19 protein-coding genes and 1 tRNA gene are annotated in these 18,580 nt (G+C 71.9%); 16 read left to right on the top strand and 4 right to left on the bottom strand.

Going from position 1 to position 18,580, the window contains the following annotated elements; all coding sequences use genetic code 11:
- Window positions 1–100 precede the first annotated feature (100 nt).
- Complete coding sequence (locus tag GJQ66_RS10915) at window positions 101–736, bottom strand: MBL fold metallo-hydrolase (RefSeq protein ID WP_155049401.1); 636 nt, start codon at window positions 734–736, stop codon at window positions 101–103.
- Between the two features lie 175 nt (window positions 737–911).
- Between GJQ66_RS10915 and GJQ66_RS10910 the strand changes: the two genes are divergently transcribed.
- The 8 genes from GJQ66_RS10910 to GJQ66_RS10875 all read left to right on the top strand — a co-directional run bounded on the left by GJQ66_RS10910 (window position 912) and on the right by GJQ66_RS10875 (window position 8,740).
- A tRNA-Glu gene (locus GJQ66_RS10910) sits at window positions 912–984 on the top strand.
- 207 nt (window positions 985–1,191) lie between these two features.
- Window positions 1,192–2,199, top strand: a complete 1,008-nt coding sequence (locus GJQ66_RS10905) for a TerC family protein (protein ID WP_368732896.1) — start codon at window positions 1,192–1,194, stop codon at window positions 2,197–2,199.
- Window positions 2,200–2,401: 202 nt separating this feature from the next.
- Entirely contained in the window at window positions 2,402–3,868 is a 1,467-nt protein-coding gene (gene leuC, locus GJQ66_RS10900; protein WP_155049422.1) for a 3-isopropylmalate dehydratase large subunit, read from the top strand.
- Between the two features lies 1 nt (window position 3,869).
- Window positions 3,870–4,466 carry a 3-isopropylmalate dehydratase small subunit gene (gene leuD, locus GJQ66_RS10895; protein ID WP_155049399.1) on the top strand — a complete coding sequence of 199 codons (597 nt, stop codon included), beginning with the start codon at window positions 3,870–3,872 and terminating at the stop codon, window positions 4,464–4,466.
- Between the two features lie 63 nt (window positions 4,467–4,529).
- Complete coding sequence (gene murA / locus GJQ66_RS10890; RefSeq protein WP_155049398.1) at window positions 4,530–5,891, top strand: UDP-N-acetylglucosamine 1-carboxyvinyltransferase; 1,362 nt, start codon at window positions 4,530–4,532, stop codon at window positions 5,889–5,891.
- Window positions 5,892–5,893: 2 nt separating this feature from the next.
- Window positions 5,894–6,643 carry a lysophospholipid acyltransferase family protein gene (locus GJQ66_RS14780; protein ID WP_368732895.1) on the top strand — a complete coding sequence of 250 codons (750 nt, stop codon included), beginning with the start codon at window positions 5,894–5,896 and terminating at the stop codon, window positions 6,641–6,643.
- The gene (locus GJQ66_RS10880; protein ID WP_368732894.1) at window positions 6,640–7,746 is read left to right on the top strand and encodes an NAD(P)H-dependent glycerol-3-phosphate dehydrogenase; all 1,107 of its coding nucleotides are present in this window, start codon (window positions 6,640–6,642) and stop codon (window positions 7,744–7,746) included. The genes GJQ66_RS14780 and GJQ66_RS10880 overlap by 4 nt, the downstream gene beginning before the upstream one ends.
- A complete protein-coding gene (locus GJQ66_RS10875) occupies window positions 7,652–8,740 on the top strand; it encodes a D-alanine--D-alanine ligase family protein (protein WP_155049396.1) in 1,089 nt (362 codons plus the stop codon). The genes GJQ66_RS10880 and GJQ66_RS10875 overlap by 95 nt, the downstream gene beginning before the upstream one ends.
- A gap of 4 nt (window positions 8,741–8,744) precedes the next feature.
- Here GJQ66_RS10875 and GJQ66_RS10870 read toward each other — a convergent pair whose 3' ends face one another.
- Window positions 8,745–9,242, bottom strand: a complete 498-nt coding sequence (locus tag GJQ66_RS10870; protein WP_368732893.1) for a DUF3515 family protein — start codon at window positions 9,240–9,242, stop codon at window positions 8,745–8,747.
- A gap of 31 nt (window positions 9,243–9,273) precedes the next feature.
- Here GJQ66_RS10870 and thiL point away from each other — a divergent pair, with 31 nt between their 5' ends.
- Window positions 9,274–10,257 carry a thiamine-phosphate kinase gene (gene thiL, locus GJQ66_RS10865; RefSeq protein WP_155049395.1) on the top strand — a complete coding sequence of 328 codons (984 nt, stop codon included), beginning with the start codon at window positions 9,274–9,276 and terminating at the stop codon, window positions 10,255–10,257.
- Here thiL and GJQ66_RS10860 read toward each other — a convergent pair.
- A complete protein-coding gene (locus tag GJQ66_RS10860) occupies window positions 10,227–10,820 on the bottom strand; it encodes an RsmD family RNA methyltransferase (protein ID WP_368732892.1) in 594 nt (197 codons plus the stop codon). The genes thiL and GJQ66_RS10860 overlap by 31 nt on opposite strands.
- 57 nt (window positions 10,821–10,877) lie before the next feature.
- Between GJQ66_RS10860 and GJQ66_RS10855 the strand changes: the two genes are divergently transcribed.
- The 6 genes from GJQ66_RS10855 (at window position 10,878) to mutM (ending at window position 16,024) form a co-directional block, all read left to right on the top strand.
- Entirely contained in the window at window positions 10,878–13,055 is a 2,178-nt protein-coding gene (locus tag GJQ66_RS10855; protein WP_155049394.1) for an ATP-dependent DNA helicase RecG, read from the top strand.
- Between the two features lie 33 nt (window positions 13,056–13,088).
- Complete coding sequence (gene coaD, locus GJQ66_RS10850; protein ID WP_155049393.1) at window positions 13,089–13,589, top strand: pantetheine-phosphate adenylyltransferase; 501 nt, start codon at window positions 13,089–13,091, stop codon at window positions 13,587–13,589.
- A gap of 112 nt (window positions 13,590–13,701) precedes the next feature.
- Window positions 13,702–14,190, top strand: a complete 489-nt coding sequence (locus GJQ66_RS10845) for a DUF177 domain-containing protein (RefSeq protein ID WP_155049420.1) — start codon at window positions 13,702–13,704, stop codon at window positions 14,188–14,190.
- Window positions 14,191–14,192: 2 nt separating this feature from the next.
- Window positions 14,193–14,402, top strand: a complete 210-nt coding sequence (gene rpmF, locus GJQ66_RS10840; RefSeq protein ID WP_155049392.1) for a 50S ribosomal protein L32 — start codon at window positions 14,193–14,195, stop codon at window positions 14,400–14,402.
- A 7-nt stretch (window positions 14,403–14,409) separates the two neighbouring features.
- Window positions 14,410–15,114: a ribonuclease III gene (rnc, locus tag GJQ66_RS10835; RefSeq protein ID WP_155049391.1), complete on the top strand. Its 705-nt coding sequence runs from the start codon at window positions 14,410–14,412 to the stop codon at window positions 15,112–15,114.
- Window positions 15,107–16,024, top strand: a complete 918-nt coding sequence (gene mutM / locus GJQ66_RS10830; RefSeq protein WP_368732891.1) for a bifunctional DNA-formamidopyrimidine glycosylase/DNA-(apurinic or apyrimidinic site) lyase — start codon at window positions 15,107–15,109, stop codon at window positions 16,022–16,024. The genes rnc and mutM overlap by 8 nt, the downstream gene beginning before the upstream one ends.
- Window positions 16,025–16,033: 9 nt before the next feature.
- Here mutM and cofD read toward each other — a convergent pair whose 3' ends face one another.
- Window positions 16,034–17,002 carry a 2-phospho-L-lactate transferase gene (cofD, locus tag GJQ66_RS10825; protein WP_155049390.1) on the bottom strand — a complete coding sequence of 323 codons (969 nt, stop codon included), beginning with the start codon at window positions 17,000–17,002 and terminating at the stop codon, window positions 16,034–16,036.
- Window positions 17,003–17,268: 266 nt separating this feature from the next.
- Here cofD and GJQ66_RS10820 point away from each other — a divergent pair.
- Window positions 17,269–18,580: chromosome segregation SMC family protein (locus tag GJQ66_RS10820; RefSeq protein ID WP_155049389.1), on the top strand; the 1,312-nt coding region annotated here is incomplete at its 3' end.

The following is an 18,580-nucleotide window of genomic DNA, read 5'->3' as shown; positions in this document are numbered from 1 at the left end:
CCTCGATCGCGAAGCCCTCGACGTCGAACGGCCCGCGCCACCACCCGCGCACCCTCACGCTCATGGCGCCAGGGTATGCCCGCGCCGCGCCGCCGTGGGGTCAGAACTCGAAGGCGTCGCCCGCGCCGAGCCGGGCGAATTCGCCGCCGCCCTGGCGCGTGGCCCACTCCAGGCGATCGCGGTGCATCGCCAGGCCGGGCGCGGACAGCGTCGCATCGTGCGTGCCGAACGCGCGCCGGGGTGCGATGGCGAGCACGAAGTCCATAGCCTCGCCGATCTTCAGCCACGGCGCGCCGATCGGCGCCGCGAGGACCTCGACGTCGAGCCCGCCCGGCACCGCGTAAGAGTCGCCCGGGTAGTAGAGGGCGTCGTTGACGAGGACACCCACGTTGTCGATGAGCGGAATCGACGAGTGGATCTCGCTGTGGGTGCCGCCGAAGAATCGCAACCGGAAGGCGCCCGCGCGGACCTCGTCGCCCGGGGCGACGACCGTCATCGCGACCGGTGCGGCTCCGGCCGTCGCGGCCGTCGTGAACAGGGGCGCGCCGGGGAAGCGGGCCTGCACGGCGCGGAGGTGATCGGGGGACCAGTGGTCGGGGTGTTCGTGCGTGACGACGACGGCGGTGACGTTCGCGAGTTCGCCCAGGGAGGGCGCGAAGCTGCCCGGGTCGATGACGAGCGTCTCGCCCGCGTGTTCGACCGTGAGGAAGGCATGTTCGTGTTTCGTGACGCGCATGCCTCTGACAATGCCACGGCTTTGGGGTTCCGCGGGCCGCGCGCGACGGCTATCGTGTGCGGCAGGAGACACGCCCGGGCGACGCGCCGAGGGCGCCTCGATTTTGTCGTGCGCGCGGCGTCGGGTTATGGTTGTCTAGTTGCCGCGAGCGGGAACAACACAACAACACAGATGCGGCCCCATCGTATAGCGGCCTAGTACGCTGGCCTCTCACGCCGGTAACGCGGGTTCGAATCCCGCTGGGGTCACCGCACAGAACGCCCGGATCTTCGGATCCGGGCGTTCTGCTTTTGTTCGCCCGCGCGGCCGCCGCGTACGATGAAAGGCGCGAGAGGGAGTATCCCGTTCTTGCGCGCATCGTCAGTACGGGCCCCGTTCGTGAGCGGCCCCGGGCGCGCACCGCCTGCGGGCGGGGGAGAGACTTTCGTCCTCCGTCGCACCCGAAAGGACCCCGCGTGGGCATTCCCGTCTGGTTCGAGGTCGGCTCGCTCGCCGTCCTCGTCGTCATCCTCGTCGCCGATCTGCTGCTGATCCTCAAGCGCCCGCACGTTCCCTCGACGCGCGAGTCGTCGCTGTGGGTCGCGTTCTACGTCGCCCTGGCGCTCGTGTTTGCGGTCGTCCTGTGGCTCATCGGCGACGCGGATCACGCGGTCGAGTTCGTGAGCGGCTGGCTGACCGAGTACAGCCTGTCGATCGACAACCTCTTTGTCTTCGTGCTGATCATGGCGCAGTTCGGGGTGCCGCGTCGGTATCAGCAGGAGGTGCTGATGGTCGGCATCCTCATCGCGCTCGTGCTGCGCGCCGCGTTCATCCTCGCGGGCGCCGCGCTCATCGAGAACTTCAGCTGGATCTTCTACATCTTCGGCGCCTTCCTCGTCTACACGGCGGCCCGCCAGGCGTTCGAGCGCGAGGCAGAGGAGAGCGACGCCCAGACCGAGACGTTCATCGTCCGGGTGCTGCGCCGCTTCATCCCGATTCACGACAGCTACGACGGCGCCAAGGTCCGCACGGTCGTCGACGGCAAGAAGGTCCTGACGCCCATGATCGTCGTGTTCGTGTCGATCGGCGTGACGGACCTCGTCTTCGCGATCGACTCGATCCCGGCGATCTTCGGGATCACGCAGGATCCGTTCCTCGTGTTCGCGGCGAACTTGTTCGCGCTGATGGGGCTGCGACAGCTCTACTTCCTGCTGGGCGACCTCCTCGAGAAGCTGCGTTTCCTGAAGTACGGCGTCGCGTTCATCCTCGCCTTCATCGGCGCGAAGCTGTTCCTCCACGCGCTGCACGTCAACGAGCTGCCATTCATCAACGGGGGCGAGCACGTCGAGTGGGCGCCCGAGATCAGCAACTGGGTCTCTCTCGGCGTGATTCTCGGGTCCCTCCTCGTGGCGACCCTGGCGAGCCTCGTACCGTCGCGGGACGTCCCCGGGGCCACCTCGGAGGCGTCCGCTCGACAGAAGTGACGATGCGCACCCCGCCGGGGTGCGCATTGTGCCCAGGCCCGGCCGCTCGAGCGCGGCCGGGCCTGGGCATTCTGCTACTGTCGTGTCGTGCGGTGCTTCCGGCTTCTCCTTAGCTGCCGCGACGGGCTCTCCTCGTAGGCCTTTCCCGTCGCGGAGTTTGTCGATGGCCGACACCGACGACGTGAAGGAGCACGAAACGAGCATGACCGCCGATATCCGGATCCCGGACCACCCCCGCACCCTGGCCGAGAAGCTGTGGGACGACCACGTCGTCGTCCGCGGCGAGGACGGCCAGCCCGACCTGATCTACATCGACCTGCACCTCGTGCACGAGGTCACGAGCCCGCAGGCGTTCGATGGCCTCCGCGCCGAGGGCCGTACCCCCCGGCGGCTGGACCTCACGATCGGCACCGAGGACCACAACACCCCGACGCTCGACATCGATAAGCCGATCGCCGACCTCACGAGCCGCACGCAGGTGGACACGCTGCGCCGGAACGCCGAGGAGTTTGGCCTGCGCCTGCACTCGCTGGGCGATGCGGAGCAGGGCATCGTGCACGTCGTCGGGCCGCAGCTGGGCCTCACGATGCCGGGCCTGACGGTCGTGTGCGGCGACAGCCACACCTCGACGCACGGCGCCTTCGGCGCGCTCGCGTTCGGGATTGGGACGAGCGAGGTCGAGCACGTCATGGCGACCCAGACGTTGCCGCTCAAGCCGTTCAAGACCATGGCGATCACGGTGGAGGGCGACTTGAAGCCCGGCGTCACGGCGAAGGACATCATCCTCGCCGTCATCGCGAAGATCGGCACGGGCGGCGGGCAGGGGTACGTGCTCGAGTACCGCGGCAGCGCGATCCGCGCCCTCTCGATGGAGGGCCGGATGACGATCTGCAACATGTCGATCGAGGCGGGCGCGCGCGCCGGCATGGTCGCGCCCGACGAGACGACGTTCGACTACGTGAAGGGGCGCCCGCACGCGCCGCAGGGCGAGGACTGGGACGCCGCGGTGGCGTACTGGAAGACGCTGCCGACCGACGAGGGGGCCGCGTTCGACGCCGAGGTCTTCATCGACGCGAACGAGCTCGAGCCGTTCGTGACGTGGGGCACGAACCCGGGCCAGGGGGTGTCGCTCAGCGACGCCGTGCCGCGCCCGGAGTCCTTCGCCGACCCCAACGAGCGGGCCGCTGCGGAGCGCGCGTGCGAGTACATGGACCTGGCCCCCGGGACCCCCATGAAGGAGATCCCGGTCGACGCGGTGTTCATGGGGTCGTGCACGAACAGCCGGATCGAGGACCTGCGCGCCTTCGCGTCGATCATCGCCGGACGGACCAAGGCCGAAGGCGTCCGCGTCATGGTGGTGCCCGGGTCCGCCCGCGTGCGTCTCGAGGCCGAGGCCGAGGGCATCGACAAGATCGTCGAGGCGTTCGGCGCGGAATGGCGTTTCGCGGGGTGCTCGATGTGCCTCGGCATGAACCCGGACCAGCTCGAGCCGGGGGAGCGCTGCGCTTCGACGAGCAACCGCAACTTCGAGGGGCGCCAGGGCAAGGGCGGTCGCACGCACCTCGTGTCGCCGCTGGTGGCCGCAGCGACCGCCGTGCGCGGGACGCTGTCGAGCCCGTCCGACCTGGAACCGATCGATGAGCCCGCGATGACGGGAGCGGAGGCCTGACATGGAAAAGTTCACGACCCACACGGGCGTTGCCGCGCCGCTGAAGCGCTCGAATGTCGACACCGACCAGATCATCCCCGCCGCGTTCCTCAAGCGCGTGACGAAGACGGGCTTCGACGACGCCCTCTTCTACAGTTGGCGCCAGGACGAGGACTTCGTGCTGAACCAGCCGTCCTTCGCGGGCGCGTCGATCCTCGTGGCGGGATCCGACTTCGGCACGGGATCCAGCCGCGAGCACGCCGTGTGGGCGCTGCGCGACTTCGGCTTCCGGGTGGTGCTCTCGCCGCGCTTCGCGGACATCTTCCGGGGCAACTCGGGCAAGCAGGGCCTCGTCGCGGGCGTGATTTCCGAGGACGACCTGGCGAAGATCTGGGCCGCGATCGACGCGCAGCCGGGCACCTCCATGACCGTCGATCTCGTGGCGCGAACCGCCACGATCGGCGACTTCACGGCCGCGTTCGAGATCGACGATTACACTAGGTGGCGGCTCCTCGAAGGGCTCGACGACATCGGTTTGACCCTGCGTCATCAGGACGAGATCGCGCAGTTCGAGGCCCGCCGCGAGGCGTGGCGGCCACGGACCCTCCCGGTTCCGTGAGCTGAGGATCCGCCCCATCCCGGGAGCGGACGGTTCGCCGGAAGTAAGTGAGGCTCCACACGCATGACTCTCGTAGGTAACGCTCAGTCGACGACTCCCGCGGTGTCGGGCGACGTGCTCGAGATCCGGGGCGGCCGCCCGCTCACGGGCCAGGTGGACGTCAAGGGTGCGAAGAACCTCGCGACGAAGGCCATGGTCGCCTCGCTCCTGGGCGAGACGCCGTCGACCCTGCGCGACGTCCCCGAGATCCGCGACGTGGAGGTCGTGCGTTCGCTCCTCGAGGTGCACGGCGTGGCCGTGTCCGAGGGGGAGGAACCCGGCTCGCTCATCCTCGACCCGGCCGGGGCGAAGTCGGCCGGGTTCGAGGAGATCGACGCGCACGCCGGATCGAGCCGGATCCCGATCCTCTTCTGCGGCCCGCTCCTGCACCTGCTCGGTCAGGCGTTCATCCCGGACCTCGGCGGGTGCCGGATCGGCGATCGCCCCATCGACTTCCACCTCGAGGCGCTGCGGAAGTTCGGCGCCATCGTCGACAAGCAGCCGAACGGGATTCGCCTGTCGGCACCGGAGGGCCTCCACGGCGCAAACATCGAGCTGCCCTACCCGAGCGTCGGCGCGACGGAGCAGGTCCTGCTCACGGCCGTGCGCGCGAAGGGCGTCACGGAGCTGCGCAACGCGGCCATCGAGCCCGAGATCATGGACCTGATCGGCGTGCTCCAGAAGATGGGCGCGATCATCTCCTACGAGCCGAACCGCGTCATCTTCATCGAGGGCGTCGACGAGCTCCACGGCTACGACCACCGCAGCCTCTTCGACCGCAACGAGGCCGCGTCCTGGGCGTGCGCCGCCCTCGCGACCGACGGCGAGATCTTCGTCAAGGGCGCGCGCCAGTACGAGATGCTCACCTTCCTCAACGTGTTCCGGAAGGTCGGCGGATCGTTCGACATCACCGACGACGGAATCTACTTCCGCCGCGCGGCGACCCCGCTCAAGCCGGTGACGGTCGAGACCGACGTGCACCCCGGCTTCATGACCGACTGGCAGCAGCCGCTCATCGTCGCGCTCACGCAGGCGCAGGGCACCTCGGTCGTCCACGAGACGGTGTACGAGAACCGCCTCGGCTTCACCCACGCCCTCAACCAGATGGGCGCCGACATCGTCGTGCACCCCGAGGGGCTGGACGGGGAGTACCGCCGCGTTCCGCGCCGCGAGCTCGAGCAGGCCGCCGTGATCACGGGGCCGACGCCGCTCACCGGCGCCGAGATCGTCGTGCCCGACCTGCGCGGCGGCTATGCGTACGTGATCGCCGCCCTCGCGGCCGAGGGCACCTCCCGCGTGTCGAACGTCGGCATCATCCGCCGCGGCTACGAGAAGTTCTTCGACAAGCTCGAGGCTCTCGGCGCCGACTTCGACGTCGTGGGCTGAGCGTGGCGAAGGCCTCGCGGGAGAAGTCCCGTCCGAGCATCTTCTGGCCGCTCGCCGCGGTCATCGTGCCCGTCGTGGGCGCGCTCGCGCGAATCGAGATCCGAGGCGCGGAGAACCTCCCGCGCGAGGGAGCCTACGTCCTGGCGCCGAATCACCACAGCGAGATCGACCCCCTGACGGTTGCGGTCGCCGTGTGGAAGATGGGGCGCGCGCCGCGCTTCATGGCGAAGGAGAGCCTCTTCCGCGTGCCCGTGCTCGGATCCGCCCTGCGCGCGACCGGCATGGTGCCCGTCGCCCGGTCGGGCCGCGGGCCGGGCGGGGCCTCGCAGTCGATCGAGCAGGCGCGCGGTCTCGTCGACCGCGCCAGCGGCGTCATCGTCTACCCCGAGGGCACGCTCACACGCGACCCCGACCTATGGCCGATGCGCGGCAAGTTCGGCGCGGCGCGGCTCGCGCTCGCGGGCGACATCCCCGTCATCCCCCTCGCGCATTGGGGCGAGCAGCAGATCATGCCGCGCTACGGCAGGCTCCGCCTCTTCCCGCCGCGCCGCCGCGTCACGGTCGTCGTCGGCGAGCCCGTCGACCTGGCCGACCTCGCAGGCCGCGAGCACGAGCGCGGCGTGCTCGCCGAGGCGACGGCGCGCATCATGAGCGAGATCGCCCGGCTCCTCGGCGGCATTCGCGGCGAGCAGCCCCCGGCCGAGCTGTGGGACCCGGCGAAGAACGGCCAGGCCGAGACGGGGCGCCTGTGAGCGCGCGCGTCGCGGTCCTCGGGGCCGGGAGCTGGGGCACGACCTTCGGCAAGATCCTCGCGGACGGCGGATCCGATGTCGTGATGTGGGCGCGCCGGCCGGAGCTCGCGCGCGAGATCACCGAGGCGCGGCGCAACTCGCGCTACCTGCCGGGCATCAACCTCCCGCGCGGCATGCGGGCGACGCCGGACCTCACCGCGGCCCTCGACGGGGCCGACCAGGTGTTCGTCTCGGTGCCGAGCTCGTCCGCGCGGGACACGCTGAAGTCCGCGCGCCGGGTGCTCTCGGGATCCGAGGTGCCCGTCGTGAGCCTTATGAAGGGCGTCGAGAAGCGCTCGGGGCTGCGCATGAGCGAGGTCATCCGGGAGGCGCTCGCGTGCGATCCCGCGCGCATCGCGGTCGCGAGCGGCCCGAACCTCGCGCTCGAGATCGCGCGCGAGCAGCCCACGGCCGCCGTCGTGTCGTCCGCGAACGGCGACACCGCCGCGGCCATCGCGCGCACGGCGTCGACCCGGTACTTCCGCACCTTCGTGAACAGCGACGTCGCCGGCACGGAGTTCGGCGGCGTCCTGAAGAACCTCATCGCCGTCGCGATCGGCATCGTGGATGGGGTTGGGTACGGCGAGAACACGAAGGCGTCGATCATCACCCGCGGCCTCGTGGAGATGACGGACTTCGCGGTCGCCTACGGGGCGCAGTCGGAGACGATGCAGGGGCTCGCGGGCCTCGGCGACCTCATCGCGACCTGCCAGTCGCCGCTGAGCCGTAACAACACGGCCGGGCGCCTCCTGGGGCAGGGGTATTCGCTCCCCGACGTCGTCTCCCACATGGAGCAGACGGCCGAGGGGCTCAGCTCGGTGGCGCCGATCCTCGAGCTCGCCAGGGCTCGTGGCGTGGACATGCCGATCGTGGAGCAGGTGCGGATGGTGCTGGATGGCACGATGGATCCTCGGGACATCGCCCCGCACCTCACAACGGACGACGACACTCCCCAGGAGGAGACGCAGTATGGCACAGGCGACCGTGGCGGTCCTCTTCGGAGGGCGCTCGAGCGAGCACGCGATCTCTTCCGCGACGGCGGGCGGGGTTCTCGGGGCGATTGATCGCGACCGTTTCCGCGTGATCCCCGTGGGGATCACGCGCGACGGGGTGTTCGTCCTCGAGGACGACGACCCGGAGCGCTTCCGGCTCGACGCGGCGCGGCTCCCGGAGGTCACGGACAACGGCACGCGCGTGCTGTGGCCGATGCCCGGCGGCCCGCGCGAGCTGCAGGTCCGGCACGCGGACGGCCGGGTGGACAGCCTCGGCGAGGTCGACGTCGTGCTGCCGATCCTGCACGGGATCCACGGCGAGGACGGCACGATGCAGGGGTTCCTCGACGTGCTCGAGATCCCGTACGCCGGCGGGCGCGTGCTGGATTCCGCCGTCTGCATGGACAAACACTTCATGAAGGTCGCGCTCCAGTCGGCGGGCATCGCCGTGGCGCCCTGGGTCACGGTGCGGGCGCGGCAGTGGGCCGCGGACGAGGCCGCCGTGCGGTCCGCCGTCGACGGCCTCGGCTACCCCGTCTTCGTCAAGCCGTCGCGCGCCGGCTCGAGCGTGGGCGTGTCGAAGGCGCACGACGCGTCACAGCTCGCCGGGGCGATGCGCGTGGCGTTCGCGGAGGACGACAAGGTGCTCGTCGAGACCGCGATCGTCGGGCGCGAGATCGAGGTCGCGGTGCTCGAGGGTCGTGCCGCGGGCGACACCCGCGCGTCGCTTCCGGGAGAGATCGTCCTGACGACGCGCGAGTTTTACGACTTCGAGGGTAAATACCTCGGGGGCGACGGCGCCGACATCGTGTGCCCCGCCGAGCTGTCGGACGAGGAGACCGCGCGGATCCGCGAGATCGGCGCGCGCGCCTTCGACGCCGTGGACGGCCGCGGGCTCGCCCGCGTCGACGTCTTCCTCACCGCCGCGGGCGAGATCGTCGTGAACGAGCTCAACACGATGCCGGGCTTCACGCCGATCTCGATGTACCCGAAGTGCTGGATCGCGACGGGCCTGAGCTACGCCGACCTGATCACGGAGCTCGTGGAGCTCGGGCGCGCGGCGTAGCGGCTCAGCCCGCGACCGTGGCGTCGTCGGGGGCGGGCTCGGCTTCGTCCGCGGACACGCACTCGGACTCCTTCGGGAGCGAGCCGGCGGCGCTGGAGAGGGCAGCGAGCACGTCGTTGCTGCTGACCTCCTCCGTGTCGACGTACACCTGCGCGGCGGGCGTGCGACCGTAGGTCGTCATGCGGAGGCTCGGGAAGTCGGTCTCGTCGACGATCCAGTCCACGCCGGAGACGGTCACGCACTGGAGGGTGGTCGGCGCCGGCGGCTCGAGGCCGCACGTGAACAGTACGACCGTGGGGTCGCCCCACGCGGCGGTGGCCTGCGCATCCGTCCAGACGCGCGCCAGGTCGCCGATCTGCTCGGGCACGCGCACGCTCACGTCCGCGCACACGGGCTCGTTCGCCCGCGGGGCCGGCTCCAGGTGGATGGTGGGCGTGCAACCGGAGAGGGCGACGCCGGCGGCGAGCGCGGCGGCGGCGGCGGCGGCGAGGCGGCGTATCACCCGACCAGCCTAGGCGCCCTACGCTGAAGGGATGCAGCAACGGACCCTCGTGCGCGAGCTCACCGAATCCGACATCCTGGCGCGGATCCTTGCCCGCACGGGGCGAGCGAGCGCGGCCCGCGTCGGTCCCGGCGACGACGCCGCGGTTCTTGAGACCTCCGGCTCGGTCGTGGTGACCACGGACACGCTCATCGAGGGGCCGGACTTTCGGCGGGCATGGTCCTCCGGATACGACCTCGGCTGGAAGGCGTGCGCGGTCAACCTCGCCGACGTGGCAGCCATGGGCGCCCGGCCCACCGCGCTCGTCGTGGCGCTCGGCCTCCCCGGGGACCTGCCGATCGCCGACGTCGAGGCAATGGCGGACGGGTTCCGCGAGGCCTGTGAGGCGCTGGCCCCCGGGTGCGCCGTCGTCGGGGGAGATCTCACGCAGTCGGCCGCGCTCACGATCGCCGTCACGGCGCTCGGCGACACGGAGGGGCGCGAGCCCGTGCTCCGCTCGGGGGCCGCCGCGGGGGAGATCGTCGCGCTCGCGGGCGAGATGGGCCAGGCCGCCGCGGGGCTGCGCGTCCTCTTCTCCCGCTTCTGCGATGAGGCCGGCCGCGCGACGCCCCTCGACCGGGCGGAGCTTGCCGCCGACGAGGATCGTCTCGTCGCGGCCCAGCTGCGACCGCAGCCGCCCGTCGGGCTCGGGCCCTTCGCGGCGCGCGCCGGCGCGACCGCGATGATGGACGTCTCCGACGGACTGGCGCGCGATGCGGGCCGTCTCGCGCGCGCGTCGGGCGTCGGGCTCGACTTCGACGCCGGCGCGCTCGGGCCGGATCCGCAGGCCGCGCTCGCGGGTGGCGAGGACCACGCGCTGCTGGCGACGTTCCCGGAGGGGCCGCTCCCGCCCGGGTTCCGCGCGATCGGGCGGGTCGTGGCTGCGGGCGCGAGCGACGTGCTCCTCGACGGCCAGCCGCACGCGGGCGGATCCGGGTGGGATCCCTATCGAGACTGGACGTCGGCCTCGGCCTGATCGGCTTGCCGCGGCTCGCCCCACCAAACGGTGGTGTCGCCGTAGGCGCGATCCCGGAACGCCGCGAGCCCCGCGGCGGCCCAGTCGGGGGCACCCGACCGCGTCGCGCGCTCGACCACCACGAGCGCGTCCGGCGCGAGGAGTGGGGCGAGGGCGTGGAGATCGGCCTGCAGCGTGTCGGCGCCGAGGTCGTAGGGCGGGTCGATGAAGACGAGGTCGTACGGGCCGCGGGCGGAGCGGAGGAACGCCTGCACACCGCTCGTGTGCACGCGCGCCGCGGCGCCGGCCGCCTCGGCGACGCGCCGGGCGTTGCGCTCGGCGATCCGCGCGGCCGGCGCCGCCCGCTCGACGAGATCGCACCGCGCCGCGCCGCGGCTGATCGCCTCGAGCCCGAGCGCGCCGGATCCGGCGTAGAGGTCGAGCACCGCTGTTCCGTCGAGAAGGCCCGTGGGCTCGAGGGCCCCGAAGAGCGACTCGCGCACCCGCTCGCTCGTCGGGCGCGTCCCGGAGGACGGGACGTCGAGCCGGATGCCCCCGGCGCGGCCCGCGATGATCCTCGTCACCGCTCCACCCTAACGGCCGGCGCGGGGGATGTCGGGGGCCGAACCTATGATCGAGGGATGAGCTTCACGCTGGATACCCCGCTCGCGGAGGCCGTGGGGGTCACGCCCGCCAAGGCCCTCGGGCGCGCGTTCGGCATGGAGTCAGTCGGCGACCTCGTCACGCACTACCCGCGCCGCTATGCCAAGCGCGGGGACCTCACCCCGATCCTCGAGCTGCCGGTGGGGCAGCCCGCCACGATCGTCGCGGAGGTGCGCAAAACTCAGGTGCGGCCCATGCGGCAGCGCCGCGGCAAGCTCGTCGAGGTCGTCATCGGCGACGGCATCGGGGAGATGTCGCTGACCTTCTTCGGTCAGGAGTGGCGGGCCAACGAGCTTGTGCCCGGCGCCCGCGGAATCTTCTCGGGCAAGGTCGGCGTGTACCGCGAGCAGCTGCAGTTCGCCCACCCGGAGTACCGGCTCTTCGCGGACGAGGCGGAGGCGCGCGAGAACGCGGAACGGTTCGCCGAGATCCCGCTCCCGATCTACGCCGCCACCTCGACCCTGCCGACGTGGAAAATCGAGGACCTCGTGACGATCGCGCTCGACGGGCTGGGCGAGGTTCCGGATCCGCTCACGCCCGAGGCGCGCCAGGCGCAGAAGGCGCTGCCCGCCCGCGAGGCGCTCCAGCGGATCCACCGGCCGGAGACCGACGCCGACGTGCACCGCGCCCGGCACACGCTGCGCCTGCACGAGGCCTTCGTGATGCAGACCGCCCTCGTGCAGCAGCGGGTGGCGGTGCGCGCGCTCGAGGCGACGCCTCGCCCCGCGCGGGCCGGCGGCCTCGTCGGCCGATTCGATGCCGCGCTCGGATTCACGCTGACCCCGGATCAGGAGACCGTGGGCATCGACATCGCGGCGGAGCTCGCTGAGACGCACCCCATGAACCGCCTGGTGCAGGGCGAGGTGGGGTCGGGGAAGACCCTCGTGGCGTTGCGGGCCATGCTGCAGGTCGCCGAGTCGGGCGGGCAGAGCGCGCTCATCGCGCCGACGGAGGTGCTCGCGGCCCAGCACCTCCGGTCGATCACGCGCATGCTGGGGCCGGAGCTTGCGGCCGAGCTCGTCCCGACGCTCGTCACGGGGAGTCTGGGCGCGGGGGAGCGCCGCCGGGCGGCGCTCCGCGTCGCGGCCGGGCAGGCCCGGATCGTCGTCGGCACGCACGCGCTGCTGAGCGACACGACGACCTTCGCCGACCTCGGCCTCGTCGTCGTCGACGAGCAGCACCGGTTCGGCGTCGATCAGCGCGAGGCCCTCCGCGCGAAGGGTCAGAACCCGCACGTTCTCGTCCTCACGGCCACGCCGATCCCGCGCACGGTGGCGATGACCGTGTTCGGCGACCTCGACGTGTCCACGATCCGCACGATGCCGGCGGGGCGCGCGGGCATCCAGACCTTCGTGGCGCCGATCGCGGAGAAGCCGGGGTGGTTCGCCCGGGTCTGGCAGCGCGCGGCGGAGGAGGTCGCGAAGGGGCACCAGGTGTTCGTCGTGTGCGCCGCGATCGACACGGAGGCGACGACCGTCGCGGCGCGCCTCGACGACGTGGACGACGCCCCGGCACCCGAGGCGGAAGACGGCGCGAAGGGTCCGCGCTTCGGCGTGCGCCAGGTGGCTGACACGCTCTCCCGGCAGCCCGATACTCAGGCGCTCCGGATCCGCGCCCTCCACGGCAAGCTTCCCGCCGACGACAAGGACGCGGTGATGCGCGCGTTCGCCGCTGGGGAGATCGACGTGGTCGTCGCGACGACCGTCATCGAGGTGGGCGTCGACGTGCCGAACGCGTCGACGATGATCATCCTCGACGCCGACCGATTCGGCGTTTCGCAGTTGCATCAGCTGCGCGGGCGGGTGGGCCGCGGCGGCGTTCCCGGTCTGTGCCTCCTCGTGACCGAGGCGCTCGAGGGTACGCCCGCCCGCGAGCGCGTGGAGGCGGTCGCCGCGACGCTCGACGGCTTCGAGCTCGCGGAGGCCGACCTTGGGCTCCGGGGTGAGGGCGATGTCCTGGGAGACGCGCAGTCCGGCACGCGCTCCTCGCTGAAGCTCCTGCGTGTGATCAAGGACGCGGGGCTCATCGACCGCGCGCGCACGATGGCGATCGACGTGCTGCGCGACGATCCCCAGCTCGAGCGACACGCGGGGCTGCGCGCGATGGTCGCGGCGCAGGTCGGCGAGGTCGAGCGCGCCGCGATGCGGAAGAACTGACGGTTTCCGCGGCGCGCTCGCTACTCTTTCCCCATGAGCAATCGCGTCGCCGTCGTTCCGGGATCGTTCGACCCGCCCACGCTGGGGCACCTCGACATCGTGCGCCGCGCTGCGGCGTTGTACGACGAGACGCACGTCCTCGTCGTCCACAATCCCGACAAGGAGGGGATGCTCCCCATCGCGCTCAGGATGCAGCTGCTCGAACAGGCGATCGCTGAGGCGGGGATCGCCGGGCGCGTCGTCGTCGGCTCGTGGAGCGTCGGGCTGCTCGTCGATTACGCGCAGGAGGTCGGGGCGGGGGTCCTCGTCAAGGGGATCCGCTCGCAGCAGGACGTGGCCTACGAGACGCCCATGGCGGTCGTGAACAATCACCTCGCGGGTGTGGAGACCGTCTTCCTGCTCGCGGATCCGGCGAACTCCGTCGTGTCGAGCTCGCTCGTGCGCCAGGTCGCGAGCCTCGGCGGCGACGTCTCGCCCTATGTCCCGAGCGCGGTATCGGAGTACCTCAAGGGCGCGACGCCGAGCGAATTCTGAGCCGCACCTCGTCCCGCGGGTCGGCGGTGGCACGTACGCTGGAGGGGTGAAGAACCGACTCTCCGGACCCTTCGTCCTCCCGGCGCGCGACATCGTGCGCAAGCCGGGCGAGATGCGCGAACATTCCCTCACGATCCCCGCGCCCGAGCGGTGGGGGGAGGGGATCGTCTCCGTCGAGGAGGGGCGCGATCTCGAGCTTGAGGTGCGCCTCGAATCCGTGCACGAGGGGATCCTCGCCTCCGGCACGGTGGACACGATCTACGACGGCGTCTGCGGGCGGTGCCTGCGAGACATCTCCCAGCCTGTCGAAGTCGAGTTCCAGGAGCTTTTCGAGTACCCTGGTCAGGAAACGTCTGACTTTGAGCTTCAAGACGACCACGTGGATCTTGAAACTCTGGTCAGGGACGCGATCGTTCTGTCGCTTCCGTTTCAGCCGGTTTGTTCGCCGGATTGCCCGGGTCTTGATCCCGCCACGGGTGATCGTCGGTCCGAATCCTCCGGCGAGGCGCCGGCCCCCGTTGACCCGCGATGGGCCGCGCTCCAGGAACTCACACACACCGAGTCGGCGCCCAGCGCCGTCCAGAGCAGAGAAGAGAGTTAGCCATGGCAGGTAACCCCCCGAAGCGCCGGGTATCCCGCTCCAACACGCGTTCGCGTCGTTCGCAGTGGAAGGCGGAGGCCCCGGCCCTCGTCAAGACGGTGGAGAACGGCAAGGTCGTGTACAGCCGTCCCCACCAGGCGAAGGTTGTCACGGACTCGCAGGGCACCGAGCTGTTCCTCGAGTACAAGGGCCGCAAGGTCGCCGACGTCTGACGTCGACATGACCCTGCGCTCTGACGAAAGTGCGCAGCCCACACTTCCCGAGAAGCTCGGCGTCGAGATCGACGCCGAGCTTCTCGCTTTGGCGCTGACGCACCGTTCGTTCGCCTACGAAAACGGCGGCATTCCCCACAACGAACGCCTGGAGTTCCTCGGCGACTCCGTCCTCGGCCTGGCCGTGACCGCGATGCTCTACGACCGGTTCCCGGACGTCTCGGAGGGCGAGCTCGCCAAGCGCCGTGCCGGCCTCGTGTCGACGGTCGCGCTCGCGGGCGTCGCGCGCGGCATCGGCCTCGGCGCGCACCTGCGGCTGGGGCGCGGCGAGGAGCAGACCGGCGGGCGCGACAAGGACTCGCTCCTCGCGGACGCGACGGAGGCTGTCCTGGGCGCGGCCTTCCTCTCGGCGGGGCGCGCCGAGGCCGACGCGCTCGTGCTGCGGTTGATCACGCCGCTGCTCGACGACCCGTCGCGCTTCGGCGCGGCGACGGATCCGAAGACCGCGATCCAGGAGCTCGCTTCGCGGCTCGGCGTGGCCGCGCCGACCTACGAGGTCTCGAGCACGGGGCCGGATCACGACCGCCGTTTCCGCGCCGTCGTGCGCGTCGGCCCGCACACCGCGAGCGGCGAGGGCACGAGCAAGAAGCAGGCCGAGATGGCGGCCGCGCTGACGCTGTGGCGCGCGGCGGGCGAGAGCGCGGGTGCCTGAGCTCCCCGAGGTCGAGGTCGTGCGGGCCGGTCTCGCGCCGGCGCTGGTCGGGTCGCGCGTCGCGGACGTCGAGGTGCTCGACGCGCGCGCCCTCACCCGGCACGCGGCGTTCGGCCCGGACCCCGCGGGCGACTTCGCCGCGCGCCTCGCCGGCCAGGACATCCTGTCGGCGGTGCGGCGCGGCAAGTTCCTCTGGTTTCCGCTGTCGTCGCCCGCGGGCGAGTGCGTCGTGGGCCACCTCGGCATGAGCGGGCAGATGCTCCTGCGCGCCCCCGGCGCCCCGCGCGAGCGGCACGAGCGGATCCGGATCCACGTCGAGCACCCGTCCCACGGCCTCGTCGCGTGGGTCTTCGCCGACCAGCGCACGTTCGGCTCGCTCGCGATCGATCCGCTCGTCGCGACGGGGGATGGGGCCCCGGGAGGATTCGGCGACGACCGAGCCCTCGTCGCGTCGCAGGCGGCGCACATCGCGCGGGATCCGCTCGACCCCGCCTTCGACGACCTCGCGTTTCGCCGCGCACTGGCGCGCACGTCCTCGGCGGTCAAGCGGGTGCTCCTCGACCAGAGCGTCGTCAGCGGAGTCGGCAACATCTACGCGGACGAGGCGCTCTGGGCCGCGCGGGTTCATCCGGAGACGCCGGCGCGCGCCCTGTCCACGCGCGCCGCAAACCGGATCCTCGCCGAGGTGCGCGCCGTGCTGACCCGCGCGCTAGCGGAGGGCGGGACGAGCTTCGACGCGCAGTACGTCAACGTGAACGGGCAGGCGGGCTACTTCGCGCACTCCCTGCAGGCCTACGGGCGAAGCGGCCAGCCATGCCCGCGGTGCGGGCGGCCGATCCGCCGCGCGGCGTTCGCGAACCGGTCGAGCCACTTCTGCCCCGCGTGTCAGCGGGCGCCCGGCGTGGCCTGACCGCGGCAGCTATCCGGCGATCGTGCGCGCGAGGTCGAGCGCGTCGCGGGCGACCTGCGCCCGCGTGTCGTTGTCCGTGAGCCACAGCGGGACCGCGCGGGCGGCGATGCCCGCCTCCGCCAGCGCGGGCACGGCGTCGGCGTCGACGTCGTCGACGAGCCACCCGTCCAGGAGGCCGCCCGCCGCGCGGGCGCCGTAGTGCTGGGCGACGGCGCGCGCGGAGGTTTCCACGCCGACCGCGGCGAGGCAGGCGTCGGCCATGCCGCGCACGACGGATCCGCCAATGATGCCGGACACGCCCACGACGGGGGCGGCGGATCCGCGGATGAGCTCGCGCATGCCGGGGACCGCGAGCACGGGTCCGATCGAGACGACGGGGTTGGACGGGGCGAGGAGGACGACGTCCGCCTCGCGGATCGCGGCGGCGGCGCCCCCGGAGGGACGGGCGTGCGCGATCGCGCTCTGGCGGAACCCGCGCGCGGGGCGCGCGGCGCGGTGGCGGACCCACCACTCCTGGAAGTGCATGTCGCCCTGGTCGGTCTCGACGATCGTATCGATCTCTGCGTCGGTCGCGGGGTGGAGGCGAACCCCCAGCGGCCATCGCGAGCCGAGCCGCGCGTACACCTCGCTCACGCTCGCGCCGCCGCGTAACCAAGCGGTCCGCGCGATGTGGGTGCCGAGATCCAGGTCGCCGAGGGTGAACCACTCCGGGGCGGTGCCCCACGCGGCGAGCTCCGCCGACACCCGCTCCGACTCGCCCGCCCGGCCCCAGCCGCGCTCGGCGTCGTTCACCCCGGCGAGCGCGTAGAGGAGGCTGTCGTGGTCGGGGGCGATCCGGAGGCCGGAGAGCCACCAGTCGTCGCCGGTATTGACGACGACGTCGATCCGGTCGCCCGCACCCGCCCGACGCACGTGTTCACGAAGGCCCAGAACAAAACGCGCGCAGCCCACGCCGCCGCCGATCACCACAATGCGCATACAGACGAGAGTATGGGCTCGAGGCGACGGGCCAGCGCCGTAGGCGATGTGCGCGAGGCCGATGCGCATGACGAGACGGTCGAGCGCGTGCGCGCGCTCCGCCGCTCCGACGGCGCGGGAAACCGCTGCATACCCCGGGCGTGTCGTCAAGGATCCCGGCGTTTCGTCGGCGTGTCCCGCGTCGTCACGGGGATCGCGGGGGCGCCGCGCGTAGGGTTGACGGAGCGTTTTCGGCCGTGCGAGGAGAGCGAAGGAGGCCCCGTTCGATGCACCTGAAGAGCCTCACCGTCAAGGGCTTCAAGTCCTTCGCACAGCCGACGACCTTCGCGCTCGAGCCCGGCGTGACCGCGATCGTCGGCCCGAACGGATCCGGCAAGTCCAACGTCGTGGATGCGCTCGCGTGGGTCATGGGGGAGCAGGGCGCCAAGAGCCTGCGCGGCGGGAAGATGGAGGACGTCATCTTCGCCGGGACGGCCACGCGCGGACCGCTGGGCCGCGCGGAGGTCCAGCTGACGATCGACAACGCCGACGGCGCGCTCCCGATCGACTACAGCGAGGTGTCGATCCGGCGCACGCTGTTCCGGAGCGGCCAGAGCGAGTACGCGATCAACGGCGAATCCTGCCGCCTCCTCGACGTGCAGGAGCTGCTGAGCGATTCCGGACTCGGCCGGGAGATGCACGTGATCGTCGGCCAGGGGCGGCTCGACACAGTGCTGCGGGCGACGCCCGAGGAACGGCGCGGCTTCGTCGAGGAGGCCGCGGGGATCCTGAAGCACCGCCGCCGCAAGGAGAAGACGCTCCGCAAGCTCGAGGCGATGGAGCAGAACCTCGCTCGGCTCAGCGATCTCGCCGGCGAGCTGCGGCGCCAGCTGAAGCCGCTCGGCCGCCAGGCCGAGATCGCGCGCCAGGCCCAGTCGATCGCCGCGATCGTGCGCGACGCCAAGGCCCGCCTGTACGCGGACGACCTCGTGCAGCTGCGCGAGGCGCTGGCCGAGCACGCGCGCGGCGAGCGCGAGCGACACACCGAGCGCCTCGCGCTCGAGGAACAGGCTTCGGGCGCCAGGGCCCGGATCTCCGAGCTCGAGCGCGCCCACACCGCGCAGGCGGTCGACGCGGCGCAGAAGACGCTCTTCGGCCTGGAACAGGCGCAGGAGCGCCTGCGCGGGCTGTTCACGCTCGCCGGTCAGCGGCTGACGCTCCTGGCCGCCGACGACGCGCCCGCCGCGGCGGTCACCGTGTCGCAGCAGGTGATCGACGCCGCCGCGGAGGAGGTCGAACGCCTGTCTGACGCCGTCGGGGACGCGGAGGACCAGGTGCAAGTGGCCGCGCGCGCCCTGCTCGAGGCGCGCGGGGACCTGGACGCGCTCGATGCCGACATCGCGGCGCAGAGCGCGCTCGTCTCCGAATACGACATGCGCCTGAACACCCTCTCGGGGCGGAGCACCGCGGCCCAGCAGACGCGGGAGGCGGTGCGGGCGGCCGTCGCGCGGCAGCGCGAGGCCCTCGAGGCCGCCGAGGAGCGGCGCGCGGAGGCGCGCGCGGCGGTGGAGGCGACCGAGCCCGCGGCGGCCGTGGAGG

Origin of the sequence: Microbacterium sp. ZXX196 (assembly GCF_009709595.1) — a bacterium.
Classification (GTDB): Bacteria; Actinomycetota; Actinomycetes; order Actinomycetales; family Microbacteriaceae; genus Microbacterium; species Microbacterium excoecariae.
The sequence above is the reverse complement of the archived record's forward strand: the minus strand, read 5'-3'. Positions and strand labels throughout refer to the sequence as shown.

Coding starts and splice junctions, on each gene's coding strand:
- coaD (WP_155049393.1), top strand. CDS start 13,089: ATGAGCAATCGCGTCGCCGTCGTTCCGGGATCGTTCGACCCGCCCACG.
- GJQ66_RS10845 (WP_155049420.1), top strand. CDS start 13,702: ATGCGCGAACATTCCCTCACGATCCCCGCGCCCGAGCGGTGGGGGGAG.
- GJQ66_RS10875 (WP_155049396.1), top strand. CDS start 7,652: ATGGCACAGGCGACCGTGGCGGTCCTCTTCGGAGGGCGCTCGAGCGAG.
- murA (WP_155049398.1), top strand. CDS start 4,530: ATGACTCTCGTAGGTAACGCTCAGTCGACGACTCCCGCGGTGTCGGGC.
- GJQ66_RS10915 (WP_155049401.1), bottom strand. CDS start 736: ATGCGCGTCACGAAACACGAACATGCCTTCCTCACGGTCGAACACGCG.
- cofD (WP_155049390.1), bottom strand. CDS start 17,002: ATGCGCATTGTGGTGATCGGCGGCGGCGTGGGCTGCGCGCGTTTTGTT.
- leuD (WP_155049399.1), top strand. CDS start 3,870: ATGGAAAAGTTCACGACCCACACGGGCGTTGCCGCGCCGCTGAAGCGC.
- GJQ66_RS10855 (WP_155049394.1), top strand. CDS start 10,878: ATGAGCTTCACGCTGGATACCCCGCTCGCGGAGGCCGTGGGGGTCACG.
- rnc (WP_155049391.1), top strand. CDS start 14,410: ATGACCCTGCGCTCTGACGAAAGTGCGCAGCCCACACTTCCCGAGAAG.
- rpmF (WP_155049392.1), top strand. CDS start 14,193: ATGGCAGGTAACCCCCCGAAGCGCCGGGTATCCCGCTCCAACACGCGT.
- leuC (WP_155049422.1), top strand. CDS start 2,402: ATGACCGCCGATATCCGGATCCCGGACCACCCCCGCACCCTGGCCGAG.
- thiL (WP_155049395.1), top strand. CDS start 9,274: ATGCAGCAACGGACCCTCGTGCGCGAGCTCACCGAATCCGACATCCTG.